This window comes from Paenisporosarcina sp. TG-14 (genome assembly GCF_000297555.1).
Classification (GTDB): domain Bacteria; phylum Bacillota; class Bacilli; order Bacillales_A; family Planococcaceae; genus Paenisporosarcina; species Paenisporosarcina antarctica.
Map to the genome: position 1 here is coordinate 1 of NZ_AMGD01000018.1, position 14,325 is coordinate 14,325.

The 14,325-nt window shown below is 36.8% G+C and carries 12 protein-coding genes and 1 pseudogene; 5 read left to right on the plus strand and 8 right to left on the minus strand.

What is annotated here, in order from left to right; genetic code table 11:
• Nucleotides 1-401, plus strand: a pseudogene (locus tag C406_RS20670) (MgtC/SapB family protein); the annotation flags it as partial.
• Nucleotides 402-413: 12 nt separating this feature from the next.
• Complete coding sequence (locus C406_RS0105975) at nt 414-1,403, plus strand: cation diffusion facilitator family transporter (RefSeq protein ID WP_017379690.1); 990 nt, start codon at nt 414-416, stop codon at nt 1,401-1,403.
• A 49-nt stretch (nt 1,404-1,452) separates the two neighbouring features.
• Here the strand turns inward: C406_RS0105975 and C406_RS0105980 are convergent, their stop codons facing one another.
• The 5 genes from C406_RS0105980 to pruA all read right to left on the minus strand — a co-directional run bounded on the left by C406_RS0105980 (nt 1,453) and on the right by pruA (nt 7,444).
• Nucleotides 1,453-1,860, minus strand: coding sequence for a YugN family protein (locus C406_RS0105980; protein ID WP_017379691.1), 408 nt, complete (start codon nt 1,858-1,860; stop codon nt 1,453-1,455).
• 102 nt (nt 1,861-1,962) lie between these two features.
• Nucleotides 1,963-3,126 (minus strand): iron-containing alcohol dehydrogenase, encoded by a 1,164-nt coding sequence (locus tag C406_RS0105985; RefSeq protein ID WP_017379692.1) that lies wholly within the window; start codon nt 3,124-3,126, stop codon nt 1,963-1,965.
• 116 nt (nt 3,127-3,242) lie between these two features.
• A complete protein-coding gene (locus C406_RS0105990) occupies nt 3,243-4,487 on the minus strand; it encodes a Glu/Leu/Phe/Val family dehydrogenase (RefSeq protein WP_017379693.1) in 1,245 nt (414 codons plus the stop codon).
• 82 nt (nt 4,488-4,569) lie between these two features.
• A complete protein-coding gene (locus tag C406_RS0105995; RefSeq protein ID WP_017379694.1) occupies nt 4,570-5,763 on the minus strand; it encodes an ornithine--oxo-acid transaminase in 1,194 nt (397 codons plus the stop codon).
• A 136-nt stretch (nt 5,764-5,899) separates the two neighbouring features.
• On the minus strand, nt 5,900-7,444 hold the full coding sequence (pruA, locus tag C406_RS0106000; protein WP_017379695.1) for an L-glutamate gamma-semialdehyde dehydrogenase: 1,545 nt from the start codon (nt 7,442-7,444) through the stop codon (nt 5,900-5,902).
• Nucleotides 7,445-7,584: 140 nt separating this feature from the next.
• Here pruA and C406_RS0106005 point away from each other — a divergent pair, with 140 nt between their 5' ends.
• Entirely contained in the window at nt 7,585-8,892 is a 1,308-nt protein-coding gene (locus C406_RS0106005) for a sigma 54-interacting transcriptional regulator (RefSeq protein WP_017379696.1), read from the plus strand.
• A gap of 120 nt (nt 8,893-9,012) precedes the next feature.
• On the opposite strand, the gene yugI is transcribed toward C406_RS0106005, so the two are convergent.
• Entirely contained in the window at nt 9,013-9,387 is a 375-nt protein-coding gene (yugI, locus tag C406_RS0106010; RefSeq protein WP_017379697.1) for a S1 domain-containing post-transcriptional regulator GSP13, read from the minus strand.
• A gap of 90 nt (nt 9,388-9,477) precedes the next feature.
• The gene (locus C406_RS20140; protein ID WP_017379698.1) at nt 9,478-12,186 is read right to left on the minus strand and encodes an RNA polymerase sigma factor; all 2,709 of its coding nucleotides are present in this window, start codon (nt 12,184-12,186) and stop codon (nt 9,478-9,480) included.
• 131 nt (nt 12,187-12,317) lie between these two features.
• Between C406_RS20140 and C406_RS0106020 the strand changes: the two genes are divergently transcribed.
• Nucleotides 12,318-13,658 (plus strand): sodium-dependent transporter, encoded by a 1,341-nt coding sequence (locus C406_RS0106020; protein WP_017379699.1) that lies wholly within the window; start codon nt 12,318-12,320, stop codon nt 13,656-13,658.
• Between the two features lie 100 nt (nt 13,659-13,758).
• Nucleotides 13,759-13,974 (plus strand): helix-turn-helix domain-containing protein, encoded by a 216-nt coding sequence (locus tag C406_RS0106025; RefSeq protein WP_017379700.1) that lies wholly within the window; start codon nt 13,759-13,761, stop codon nt 13,972-13,974.
• Nucleotides 13,975-14,045: 71 nt separating this feature from the next.
• Here the strand turns inward: C406_RS0106025 and C406_RS0106030 are convergent, their stop codons facing one another.
• Nucleotides 14,046-14,306 (minus strand): DUF1871 family protein, encoded by a 261-nt coding sequence (locus C406_RS0106030; protein ID WP_017379701.1) that lies wholly within the window; start codon nt 14,304-14,306, stop codon nt 14,046-14,048.
• Between the last annotated feature and the right edge of the window lie 19 nt (nt 14,307-14,325).

The following is a 14,325-nucleotide window of genomic DNA, read 5'->3' on the forward strand; positions in this document are numbered from 1 at the left end:
CCGCTGCTATGATTTGGGGTGCTGGCGGAATAGGTATTGCAGTTGGAGCCGGTTTTTACGTAGAGGCTACAACTTGCGTGTTGATTGTATTAGTAGGTATTGAGCTACTCCCTCCTCTCCTCTCAAAGTTTGGTCCAAAACGTTTAAGGATGAAAGAAGTTTATATGAAGGTTCTTATGTCAGAAACGGAGGAAATAAAAAATTTGGTATCTTTTTTAAGGTTTGAAGAAATAGTAATAGAAAGTATTCGCATAAAAGACATTCCACTGTCTGATCAAAGAGTAAAACATGAAATTGAAATGCGCTTATCTGCCTTGCCCAAACATGACACGTTCACCATTTACAACAGTGTTCATGCACTTCCTTATATCGACCGAGTTGAACTTGAAATTTTATCTTAACAGGAGGCTATTATGAAAGAATTTTTCGTACTACTAAAAGAAGGAAATAAACCTTCCTTGTTAGCAGCAATCGTTAATACTGTGATTGCGGTATTAAAAGGTTTTGCTTTCTTTTTCACAGGAAATGTAGCGATGTTTGCAGAAATGATGCACTCGATTGGAGATGCCGCAAATCAGTTCTTTGTTTTTATTGGATCTGCGCTTTCTAAAAAATCACCTACTGCTCGATTTCCAAATGGTTTTGGTCGAGTTGTCAACTTAGTTTGTCTAGGTGCTGTATTAATTGTTGCTATCTTGTCTTATGAAACAATAATTGAAGGTTGGCATCATATTCAACATCCTACAAAGTCAGGCGGATTATTAATTACTCTTGGAGTTTTAGCAATTGCCATTATTTTAGAGACTTTTGTGCTTTATAAGGCCGGAAAAGAAGTATTGCACGAAGCTGGTTTGCCAGCTGCTAAAGGCTTGGCGCCTTTAACACAGGGTTTTGTACATTTAAATCGCGCTAAACCAGCAACAAAATTAGTATTCATGGAAGATTTAGTTGCAACTGGTGGGGGCATCCTAGCGTTTTCAGCTGTATTAATTGCTCATTTTACAGGATTTTTACAAGCAGAAGGTATTGCTTCTATTATGATTGGATTAATGATGTTCTACGTTGTTGGACGTGTGTTTTTAGAAAATGCACGTGGAGCAATCGGAGAAACGGATGAGCAAATGTTAAACCATATTGCACATCTCGTAGCAGACCATCAAGATGTGAAAGATATTAAGAAGCTTTCAGTAGTTAAAGAAGGCGAGTATTTACACGTTGAACTTGTTGCTGAAGTTGACTCTACTATTTCTTTTGCACGTGCAGATGACATTCGTGACCATTTAGTGGATTTAATTCTTAATCAACAGGGTGTTCAAGATGTAACTATTTCGTTTGATGAAGATGATGGCATTACTCATTGGAAACATGTAAGTAACCGACCAGAAACTTTACCTCCTGTTTGAACCCACAAGAAATGCCTCGTCCAATGTATTTATTGGACGAGGCGTTTCTTTATTGCAAACGACTATCTATGACTTTTAACAATTCCACTCCTTGCACAACAAGTTTTTCACTTATCGGTGCATCTGGATCCGTTGGTTTTTGAAATTGGTTTAACGTTCCTCCACCAATACCAAATAGAGCATCCTTCTCATCATCAAGTCCAAACTGATAGCAATGTCTCAACAAAAAAGGTACACCGCATTCTAATTTCGCAGATGGTTGTTCAAAATCTCCACTTTTCACTGATACAGGAATTCTCAGGACATCATAATAAGGTGTTTTTTGAAATACATAATCAAAGTAAGCATGATCATATTCCCATCCACCACCAACAGTAAATCCATGGCTTTTTAAAAATTCTTCTAAATAACCTTTTTCAAATCTTTTTCCTTTTAATGAAGAATTAAGTTCAATCATATAAAACCTCCTGTCTTCTATATAGAATGGACAGAAAGAGTATCATTTTATTCGCTTGATGGAAAAGAAAGCACTCAACCAATGCGGCTGAGTGCTTTTCTATTATAATGAGGCTTTTAAAATGGACCGTACATCTTCTGCTTCTAAAGACATGAAGTTACCAAAAGGCCCGTTAACCATTGCTTTTTCTACCATAACTTCAATATTAGTATCATCGATGTTATAGTCAGCAAGCGTTTCAGGAGCTGACAGCGATGACCAATATGCACGTAAGTTATCGATGCCTTCATTCGCTATTTCTTCTACCGTTTTTCCTTCTGGATCAACGCCGAATACATAAACTGCTAATCGAGCGAAACGTTCTGGATCTACTTTCATGTTATATCTCATCCAGTGTGGGAATAATATCGCTAATCCTCCCGCATGAGGAATATCATATATCGCCGAGACTGCATGTTCAATATTGTGTGATGCCCAGTCCCCACGGTAACCCATTTGTAACATGCCATTTAATGCAATCGTACCTGAAAAAAGAATGGTTTCACGGTGCTCATAGGAATGTAGGTTGCTCAAGAGTTTTGGCGCAGTCTCCATAATAGCGCGCAATACACCTTCACACATTTCATCTTGAACCGGTGTGTTCGTAGCGTTGTTGAAATACTGTTCAAATATATGAGTCATCATATCGACGATTCCGTATACTGTTTGATCTTGTGGTACAGAAAACGTATACGTTGGATCTAGTATTGAGAATTTCGGGAAAACATGTGGACTGCCCCATCCGTATTTTTCTTGTGTCTCTTCATTTGTAATAACCGAACCTGAATTCATCTCTGACCCTGTTGCTGCTATCGTTAACACTGTGCCAAATGGTAGTGCTGCCATAGGAACTGCTTTGCGGCTAACTAAGTCCCAAGCATCACCGTCGTACTTCGCTCCAGCAGCTATTAACTTCGTACAGTCAATAACAGATCCGCCACCTACTGCTAGTAATACATCTATGTTTTCTTTTTTACAAAGTTCAACTCCACGTCTTACAGTAGAAATACGAGGATTTGGTTCCACTCCACTCAACTCAAATACCTCTAAATCTGTTTCATTTAATGTCATCATGACTTCATCATAAAGACCATTTTTCTTTATACTTCCTCCACCATATACGATTAGCACCTTTTTGCCGTATGTAGGTAGTTCTTGTTTAATTTGTTCCAGTTGTCCTTTACCGAATATTAATTTGACCGGGTTATAAAATGAAAATTCATTCACTTCTATCACTCTCCTATAGATTTTATTATGTGCAAATTTTTTAGTAAAATCAAAGAAAAGAGCTTAAATCCCACAAAAAAAACGCCTTGTCTACTAAGAGACAAGACGTAGTATTCTTATACCCACCCGCGGAAGCGTGCTGCTTCAGCAGTTTTACGAACACCAACCATATATGCTGCTAAACGCATGTTAATGTTGCGTGTTGTCGCAACGTTATAAATATTTTCAAAAGCAGAAACCATTTTTTTATATAACTTTTCGTTTACTTCTTCTTCTGACCAATAATATCCTTGGTTATTTTGAACCCATTCAAAATAGGATACAGTCACTCCGCCTGCACTTGCTAGTACATCCGGTATAAGTAAAATGCCACGATCAGTTAATATTTGTGTAGCTTCTGTTGTAGTTGGCCCATTTGCAGCTTCCACTACAATACTCGCTTTAATCTTATGTGCGTTTTCAGAAGTTATTTGATTTTCGATTGCTGCTGGAACTAAAATATCGCAATCTAATTCAAGTAACTCTTGATTACTGATTGTATTTTCAAACAATTTAGTCACTGTCCCAAAACTATCACGACGATCAAGTAAATAATCAATATCTAAACCATTCGGATCGTGTAAAGCACCGTAAGCATCAGAAATACCTATAACTTTAGCTCCTGCATCACTCATGAATTTAGCTAAGAAACTTCCTGCATTACCGAATCCTTGAATGACAATACGCAAATCTTTCATTACAAGTCCACGTTTTTTAGCGGCCTCTTCTACACAGATTGTTACACCTTGTGCAGTCGCACGTTCTCGTCCCTGAGAACCACCAAGAACAATTGGTTTACCTGTAATAAAACCTGGTGAGTTGAATTCATCAATACGACTATACTCATCCATCATCCAAGCCATAATTTGCGAATTTGTAAATACATCCGGAGCCGGAATATCTTTTGCTGGACCAACAAATTGACTAATTGCACGAACGTAACCACGACTAAGTTTCTCTATCTCAGTCATTGTCATTTGTCGTGGGTCACAAATAATTCCACCTTTAGCTCCTCCGTAAGGTAAGTCAACAATTCCACACTTTAATGTCATCCACATAGAGAGTGCTTTCATTTCATCTTTAGAAACTTGTGGATGGAAACGAACGCCACCTTTTGTAGGACCAACAGCATCGTTATGTTGAGCACGGAAACCCGTGAAAACTTGTACCTTACCATCATCCATTTTAATAGGAATTCGTACTTCAAGCATACGTAATGGTTCTTTTAAAAGTTCAAACATTCCTTCATCATATCCAAGTTTGTTCAGAGCTTCATGAATAACCACTTGCGTTGATGTAAACAGGTTTAGATTTTCAGCCATTTTATTGTTTCGCCTCTTTATTCATAATGATTTCTTCGCAACTATTGTAACATACATAATCTTGTTTTTTAACAGTGAAAAATTATTTATTAAATACTTTTTGAATTTTTTCAATTGCCCAGTCTAATTCTTCTTTTGTAATCACTAAAGGTGGTGCAAAACGAATCACAGTATCGTGTGTTTCTTTACACAAAAGTCCAAGTTCCTTCAATTCTTCACAATATGGACGAGCAGCTGTTGTTAATTCCATTCCAATAAATAATCCACGTCCACGCACTTCTTTAATAAAAGGATTTTTAATTTTTGATAACTCTTCTTTAAAGTAGTTTCCTAGTTCTTCAGAACGTTCTGCTAGTTTCTCTTCTACTAATACATTAAGAGAAGCGATTGAAACTGCACAAGCCATTGGATTACCACCAAAAGTTGAACCGTGTGAACCAGGGTTGAAAACTTCAAGAACTTCTTTATTAGCAACCACACAAGAAATCGGGAATACTCCTCCACCAAGTGCTTTACCTAAAATGTACATATCTGGATCTACATCTTCCCACTCACATGCAAACATTTTACCTGTACGGCAAAGTCCTGCTTGAATTTCGTCAGCAATAAATAATACGTTATGTTCGCGACAAAGTTCACGCGCTGCTTTCATGAAACCTACTGGAGGAATAATAATTCCCGCTTCTCCTTGAATAGGTTCAATTAAGAATGCTGCTGTGTTTGGAGTAATTGCTGATTTTAACGATTCAATATCACCGTACGGGATTAAATTAATACCAGGTAACATCGGTCCAAATCCTCGTTTGTAATCTGGATCAGAAGAAAGAGATATAGCGGCCATTGTACGACCATGGAAGTTGCCGTCACATGCAATGATTTCTGCTTGGTTCTCAGCAACTCCTTTTACATCATAAGCCCATCTACGCGCTGCTTTAATAGCTGTTTCAACAGCTTCTGCACCCGTATTCATTGGTAGTGCCATTTCCTTGCCTGATAATTTACAAATCATTTCATACCAAGGGCCCAATTGATCATTATGGAAAGCACGTGAAGTTAATGTAACACGGTCCGCTTGATCTTTAAGTGCTTGAATAATTTTAGGGTGACGATGTCCTTGATTTACTGCAGAATATGCAGATAACATATCCATGTATTTATTTCCTTCAGGATTTGTTACCCATACACCATGTGCTTCAGAGATAACGATTGGTAGTGGATGATAGTTAGGAGCACCAAATTTTTCTGTTTGTTTAATAACATTTTGTGAAACTGTCATAATAATTCGCCTCCTCAAATTTTCAAAAAAAAGCAGACGCATCTTCTGATGTGCCTGCCTATATGTTTTTGTCCCACACGAAGTGGATCATGAAGGCGTTGGCGCAGGACGCGCCGAACTTAGCCTTCATTCCTTTTTATAACATTTCAGATGTTGTTTTTGCTTGTAAATGTAATGTTAAGTAATCTGGTCCGCCTGCTTTTGAATCAGTACCTGACATATTGAATCCACCAAATGATTGATAGCCAACGATCGCGCCCGTACAACCACGGTTAAAGTACAAGTTACCCACGTGGAAATCTTCACGTGCTTTTTCTTGGTTCATACGGTTGTTTGTAATAACCGCTCCAGTTAAGCCGTACTCAGTGTTGTTTGCAATCTTAATTGCTTGATCGAAATCTTTTACTTTCGTCATAGCAACAACTGGTCCAAAGATTTCTTCTTGCATGATACGCGCTTGTGGATCTACGTCAGCAAAAACAGTCGGTTGTATAAAGAACCCTTTAGAATCGTCTCCAGTTCCACCCGCAACTAGGCGACCTTCCCCTTTACCAATTTCAATGTAGCTCATAACCTTTTTGAATGCAGCAGCATCTATAACTGGACTTACAAAGTGCTTATCTTTATCAGGAACACCTACAGATAAAGCTTTTGTTAACACTTCTACACGATTTACTACTTGTTCATAAACATCCTCAACGATAACAGCACGTGAACATGCTGAACATTTTTGACCACCAAAGCCGAATGCAGATTTTACGATTGATTGAGCTGCTAATTCTAAATCAGCTTCTTTATCAACAACGATTGTGTTTTTACCACCCATTTCAGAGATAACACGTTTAATCCAAATTTGACCTTCATTTAATTTTGAAGAACGTTCGAAAATACGTAAACCAACGTCACGTGAACCAGTGAAACTGATTAAACGAGTACGTGGGTGATCTACCAAGAAGTCTCCAATTTCAGAACCTGAACCTGGTATGAAGTTAACAACGCCAGCAGGCATTCCCGCTTCTTCTAATACTTCCATAAATTTATAAGCAACAACTGGAGTAGTTGAGGCTGGTTTAAGCAATACTGTGTTACCAGTTACCATTGCGGCAACAGCTGTACCCGCCATAATTGCGAATGGGAAGTTCCATGGTGAAATGACAACTGCTACTCCCATTGGAATGTAGTCATAACGATTGTATTCACCCGGACGGCTCTCCATTGGTTTACCATCTTTTAATTGAAGCATTTGACGACCATAATATTCAAGGAAGTCGATTGCTTCAGCCGCTTCTACGTCAGCTTCGATCCATGTTTTACCAGCTTCTTTAGAAAGTAGTGCTGAGAATTCGAATTTGCGACGACGCATAATTGCTGCCGCTTTAAATAGAACATCTGCACGAATTTCTGGTTTCACTTTTTTCCATGTATTAAAAGTTACATCAGCAATTTCCATCGCTTTTGCAGCTAACTCATGAGTTGCCTTTGAAACTGAACCTACAACTTCAGTTTTATTAGCAGGATTATAAGAAACAATCTTCTCTTCAGTTATAATTCGATCGCCACCAATAATAAGTGGGTAGTCTTGACCCATGTAACCTGCAACTGTTTTATAGCCTTCTTGAATAGCTTTTTTGTTCTCTTCTTGTGTGAAGTCAGTAAAGGCTTCGTGTTTATAAGGAATCATGTAAATCCTCCTCTAATTCTATTTAGTGCAAAAATAATTTGCACTTTTATTTTGTTTACATATATAATAATGCAAGAGATTGTTGCGTTAATCAAGTGAAATTTCTTATTTTCGCAAAAAAAGTTAGGAGTGAACCTCCAGTGAATGTAAAGGATCTTCAATTATTGCCGTTTTACCGCTTTGCTAGTGATCATATTTCCGTAGGTATTCACGCAATTGATAGCAATGGACGTACCATTTTATATAACGAAAAAATGAAAAATATTGAAGGACTCGACCTACATGATGTAGCTGATCGTACTCTTCTGGAACTTTTTCAATTTGATCAACAAGAGAGTACCCTTTTAAAAGTACTACAAAGTAAAGAACATGTGTTAAATGTAAAACAAACTTATTGGAATCGTAATGGCCATGAAATTACTACAATTAATGATACATATCCTGTTTTTGAAAATGGCAAACTAATCGGTGCTGTTGAATTAGCACGTGACGTTACTACTCTAGAACGGATGGTATACCAACCTTTACGTCGTTATGGTGAGCCCATCACATTTTCGAACATCACTGCTGTTTCAGACTCCATGAAACAGGTAATTTTAATGGCTCAAAAAGCCGCGACAGCTCGCTTGTCGGTATTGCTCGTTGGTGAAGCTGGAACAGGAAAAGACTTAGTAGCTGAAGGGATACATAATGAATTGTCTCCACCTATGTCCCATTTTTATACGTTAAATTGTCATAATTCCGATCCGACCATTCTTACTAAATTAAAAGATGACTTGATTTTGTTGGAAACCAGTACAATCTTTTGTGTCCGAATTGATTTATTAACTTTAGGTTTGCAACAACAGTTATTAGATTTGGTCAATGATCCAAGCCTAAGTAAACATTTATTTTTAGCGAGTGTGGGAGCAGATCCAGTAAACTTAATAGCTTCCGGAGAACTCTTGAAAGATTTGTATTATTTCTTTGCCTCAATGTCTATTGTTGTTCTTCCACTGCGTGATCGTCGTAAAGACATTGATCCGTTCGTCCACGACTACTTTGCACGTCATCGAATCCGCTTTGGTTCAGCCATTATGGGAATGACAAATGAAGTGAGGGATATTTTCCACTCGTATGATTGGCCAGGAAATTTAAAAGAAGTCGAAATTTTGTTAGACGAGATAGTATCGATGTTAACCTTCGAAGAAATGGTGACTTTTGAAATGTTACCATTACATTTTAAATTAAAAGTTCAAGAAATGCGAGAACCTTTAAAGCGGGCAGAAGACTTCGTTGTCCAGTCCAATCGTGATTTATTGCCTCTTGATGAATATTTAAGAGAAGCAGAAATGTACTATTTGCAAAAAGTCATGGGCATGTTTGAGGGCAATGTCACAAAATCGGCTGTTGCCCTTGGGATGAGCAGACAGAATTTGCAGTACCGTTTGAGGAAGTTGAAGAAGTAAATTAAATTTAAACACTCGGAATCTCACAACTTGGTTAAATCTGTATCAAGAATAATTGTAGGTGACAAAATAAGAAAGAAAAAAATGCGAGTTACTCAAAAAGAGTAGACTCGCATTTGCTCATTGACCAGATTGTTTAATCCAGTCTTGTAATTTATCTTTTAACGAATTGAATCCTTCTGAATCCTGCTCATCAACGCGTGCTTGCAATGATTTTTTAGGTTTATCTTCTTTACGTAATACAGGTGGTCGTTCTTGTAATGCACGAATTGATAGGCTAATTTTGCCCGCTTTTTCGTCCACTTCAAGTACTTTCACTTCGATTTCTTGTCCAACAGACAAAAATTCGCTAACTTCTTTCACATAACCATATGTGATTTCTGAGATGTGAACAAGACCTTGAGTCTCTTCATCTAATGCTACAAACGCGCCGTATGGCTGAACGCCTGTTACTTTACCTGTAATTATTTCTCCAACTTCATACTTCTTAGTCATAATAATCGCTCCTAGTTTTGGATATATACCTATCTACCTTAAGGTCATAGAAGATTGTACCATAAACTAGTATAAAACTCAAAAGTGTCACTATATAGGCATATAGTAAACGAACCATCCTTCTACCGTTTTTCGCAATCGGAAACCATTTCGGTACAATTCACCAGTAATTAATTCAGGTTTAACATAGAGCCAAACTGTGACATCAAATTCATCATTTTTCTCTTCCCTACTGCTTAGGATCGATTCATCTGAAGGATAGCTTTGATGCGATTCCATCGAGTTATACTGTTCTTTCCAATTGGTCTCTATTTGAGATGGACCTGACAGAAAGTTTTCTTTATTTGGAGTATTCGTATTCTCACCCTTTAGTAATAATTCATACTGCGTATTTAAATCTCCTTGACTTGCTGCTTCAAGATAAATTCCGGCTACCATTGTTGCACCAACATCTTTTAAAATGGTGTAATCGTAATTTTCTTTAAAACGTGTGTAGAGATTTTGGATATCGTCCAGTGTTTGTTCATTGATTTCTACATGTGGCTCACTATAGAGTAGATAACTTAAACTTGCATCAATCACCCACATGCCTTGGTAATTTCGAGTAATGGGAATGGTTCGAATCACTTGTTCTCCATTCATTACATCTACTGAACCTACAAAGTTTCCATACTGTTCAAAAGTTTCCTCGTCTTGATAACGAAGACTCGTTGTTTCTCTCGGAATCAATTTATTGTTTAGCCAACTATTCATAACCTTTTCCATATTCTCGTGATCAGTAAAATTCATAAATGTTAAGAGTGACTGTTGGATGTCCATTAAGTTTTCTTCTTGAGCGTGATGATACAATAAAACACTTTCAATTGGGCTCAATCCAACAATCTGACTTATTTGTGTTATATCAATATTCTTAATAGATTTTTCTACCTTTTGTTGTATTTCACTGTTTGGCCAATTAATTGTTGCAGATTTTGCTCCACTGTTTTCTCTCGGCATAATGGCTGCTAGGTCACCATTTTCTGCAAGATTAAAGGCTATCTGTAGATCATTAAAGTTTAAACTTCGATACGTTTCGTTTACTTCCCAATTATTTTCGCTTACGTATTCAAACAGTGGTCTAATGAAATATTTCATAGGAGAATCGCCATAACTGTATCTTAAGTTATTCCATGCCGAGTGGAATTCCTCATTAACTCGACCATTCGTAACCACTTCCATATTACTTGCCCCGAAAATTAATGTATAAGCTAAATCTTCATACTGTGATTTCATAACGGTGTAGAGAGAATTTTGATGTTTCGTGCTTAGTAAAATGTGTTCTAACTCATTTAAGTACATAGCAGATTCATGAGGGGTTAAGACTAACTCGCCCCCATATGTAAAAGGAATCATTGGTTTAATGTTTAAAAATGCAATGGAAGAACCTTGTACATGTTCATACAATTTATGCCAATTATCCGGGAACTCGAAGAATGTTTGATAACTATTTTTGTCCCCAGAAACTCTGATTGAAACACCTTGAGTGTGTGCATGATCTATTAGATTTTCAACCTCATCAGGCAATTTCGAACGATTTGCCATCAAATAAGAAGCATCCAGTCTTCCACTCATTTTTGCTGTATTCAATATTTCACGATGGTTTTCTAAAACAGAATTATAATAGGTAATTAAAAAATCAATCTTGGTGTTCAACTCATCAATAAAAATCGCACTTTCTTTTTCTTCCATCATCCCCTCAGCGGTCGCATCATTCACCATCTGTGAAGGGATTTTTAACACATCTAACACCTCTTCATAACGTTCTTCATTGGATATACTGCTAGAGTCATTTTCTGCAGCATTTTCTTGAATAGTAGATGCAAATAATTGATTAGCCATTTTCACAAATTCTATTTGATTAAATTCTTCTTCGGTTAACTTAAGCGTACTTCTATAAGTACTCTTTTGCTCTTCAAAATTTTTCAAGATATTTTCTATACTAGTAGAGTCGGCAGCTGTGGCAACCTCGTGGCTTCGTACATTATCATTTTTTATTTTTAAAAAGGAAGTGCTTAGAACTCCTATTATTAAGACACTAGATAATCCTACTGTCCAAATATTAACCATATATTTATTTGACTTACTTTCTTTTTTCGGAGAAAGTGAATCTTCCCTCTTAACTCTTTCTGATTCAATTCGTCGTAGAATCTCGTCTGCATTAAATTTTGAGGGGACTCGCTTGAACGATTTTTTCAATAAATTCAAATGCAGTTCGAATTGTTGATCATCCACTATTTCCAGCGCCGATTTAATATTCTCTTTCGAACTTATCAATCTGGATTCAACTTCTACTGGTTGGATGTTTAAAATTTCACCTATTTGCTCATAACCAAGCTCATGGAAATAAAACAAGATAAGTGGATTTCTGTATGTCTCTTCTAATAGTTGAATGGCATCGTGTAGTTCTCTATCTTCGTCAAATACTAAAATCCTCGATTGAGGTAATCGAGTTGATTGTCCTGGTGAATCCCCCTGTAATTCTGGTCCTTCGTCTTTTACTCGTTTTTCTCTATTATGGTAATCACGAGAGGCCTTTAATGTTAATTTGAATAACCACGTCAGAAAATGAGAATTTTGAAATTCACCTAATTTTTTATTTAGATTAATAAAAACTTCCTGGGTCACACTATGAATATCTTCTGCTTTCACTCCACATTGAAAGGCGTATTTTTCGACCGTTCGATGATGGAGATAAATTAATTCTCCAAAAACAATTAGGTTTCCATTTTGTGCACTATTAACCATTTCTGTATCTTGCATGAAGCCCCCTCCTAGCTGTCTATATTTGTAATACGTTTCTTTTTCTCATAATGTTTCAAAAAGTTATATTCTTTTCAATCACTGTCGTGTAACATTATAAAAATCTTTAAATATTTTAGGAGTTGGTTAATATGGCAAAGCGCGATCATTTTGCATCAAAGATTGGCTTCATCCTCGCAGCTGCGGGAAGTGCGATTGGACTTGGCGCAATATGGAAGTTTCCATATATGGCAGGAACAAACGGTGGTAGTGTATTTGTATTATTATTTATTATTAGCACATTGTTAATCGGTTTACCCATTCTGTTAGCAGAATTTGTTATAGGACGAAAAGGTCAAGCTGATGCAGTAACTGGACTGAAAAAATTAGCACCAGGGAAGAAATGGTTCTTAATTGGCTGGTCTGGATTCTTTTTCTCATTTATTATTTTATCGTTCTACAGTGTCATTGGTGGATGGATATTATCGTATCTCGGAAGAGCTTTACTCTTTAGATTTAATAATGAGGGTGAAGGGTATTACGCAGATTTGTTTGAATCGATTATCGCTAATCCTTGGGAAATTTTAATTGGACAAGCTGTTTTTATGATTTTGACAGTTCTTATTGTTCGTGGTGGGATTAAAGGTGGAATTGAACGCGCAAGTCGACTCATGATGCCTGCCTTACTAATTTTCTTTATCGTGTTAGTTATTCGTTCATTAACACTTGATGGTGCATGGGAAGGCGTTAAGTTTATGTTTGTTCCTGATTGGACTTACTTTAATGCACAAACCATGTTACTGGCATTAGGACAAGCATTCTTCTCACTTAGTGTCGGTGTTGCTGGAATGATGACTTATGCTTCCTACTTACCTAAAGATCAAAGGTTAGGCAATTCAGCTTTAAGCGTTTCCATGTTAAATATCGGGATTTCCATTATGGCTGGTCTAGTTATTTTCCCAGCGGTTTTCGCTTTAGGTTATTCGCCAAATGAAGGACCTGGACTTGTATTTATCATTTTACCAGCAGTTTTCGAACAATTACCATTCGGTGCATTCTTTATGCTCCTATTCTTTATCTTATTGCTTTTTGCAACATTGACTTCTTCTATTTCGATGTTAGAAATTGTTGTATCCATAGGTATTAAAAATGCATACGATAAACGTAAGAGTGCTGCATGGATTTATGGTTTGATGATTTTCTTAGTAGGGATTCCAAGTGCTTTATCTTTTGGCGTATTTTCCGATATTAAAATCTTTGGAAAAACGTTCTTTGACTCTGCAGATTTCATAACGAGTAGTATCGGATTACCTCTAGGAGCTTTGATGATTTCAATCTTCGCCGGGTACGTATTGAAAAAAGATGAAACCTTTACGGAATTAAATATTTCCTCTTTATCCTTTAACACGTGGTACTTTATCGTTCGTTACTTAGCACCAGCGGCCATTATTGTGGTCTTTATCAATGCCATCATCTCTGCTATACAGGGTTAATAAACTGATATTAATATGAAACATTTCACAAAATTAACATTTATGCGGTATGATTAGATAGTTACTAGCATAAGATTTTTGATGAGAGGAGTGCATAAAGATGAAAAAAGATTTTCACACTCAAATTCGCTTATTGCGAGAAGAACGGAATATCTCCATAGAAGATTTGTCATTAAAGACACGAATCGGTACCGCGAGATTAGAAAAATATGAAGCTGGTACAGAAGTCCCTTCTGTTCAGAACATATTGAAGTTATCAAACGCACTCGAAGTTCCAGCTTCTAATCTGACTGATGGACTTCCAGAAAATTCATAAATACACAAAAAGAGCGTTCACCTAATTAGGTAAATGCTCTTTTTTGTTTTTGTTAGAAATATATTTTAATATCAGACGATGCAGTTTGCTTCGAATTTAACAGCAATTAATTTATAAGCAATTTGAACGCATTGTTCTATAGGAATCCATTGTTCATAGGAATGCTCATAAACTTTCTGAATACATTTTGCTAGTTCTGTTGGGTTATTAATTCCTTGAAGGGCTGCTACTACGTCAGCTGTTTCAGTATCATAGGCATCAGATCCCATTTTAAAAGGATCCCACGTTTGAAGTAACAAGACTGCTTTACGATTCATTTGGATGTTTTCCATCATTTTTCACCTATTTGCT

Bases quoted from the DNA above. Each gene is read 5' to 3' on its own strand.
- C406_RS0105975 (WP_017379690.1), top strand. From the start codon at position 414: ATGAAAGAATTTTTCGTACTACTAAAAGAAGGAAATAAACCTTCCTTG.
- C406_RS0105980 (WP_017379691.1), bottom strand. From the start codon at position 1,860: ATGATTGAACTTAATTCTTCATTAAAAGGAAAAAGATTTGAAAAAGGT.
- C406_RS0105990 (WP_017379693.1), bottom strand. From the start codon at position 4,487: ATGGCTGAAAATCTAAACCTGTTTACATCAACGCAAGTGGTTATTCAT.
- C406_RS0105995 (WP_017379694.1), bottom strand. From the start codon at position 5,763: ATGACAGTTTCACAAAATGTTATTAAACAAACAGAAAAATTTGGTGCT.
- pruA (WP_017379695.1), bottom strand. From the start codon at position 7,444: ATGATTCCTTATAAACACGAAGCCTTTACTGACTTCACACAAGAAGAG.
- yugI (WP_017379697.1), bottom strand. From the start codon at position 9,387: ATGACTAAGAAGTATGAAGTTGGAGAAATAATTACAGGTAAAGTAACA.
- C406_RS20140 (WP_017379698.1), bottom strand. From the start codon at position 12,186: ATGCAAGATACAGAAATGGTTAATAGTGCACAAAATGGAAACCTAATT.
- C406_RS0106020 (WP_017379699.1), top strand. From the start codon at position 12,318: ATGGCAAAGCGCGATCATTTTGCATCAAAGATTGGCTTCATCCTCGCA.
- C406_RS0106025 (WP_017379700.1), top strand. From the start codon at position 13,759: ATGAAAAAAGATTTTCACACTCAAATTCGCTTATTGCGAGAAGAACGG.
- C406_RS0106030 (WP_017379701.1), bottom strand. From the start codon at position 14,306: ATGGAAAACATCCAAATGAATCGTAAAGCAGTCTTGTTACTTCAAACG.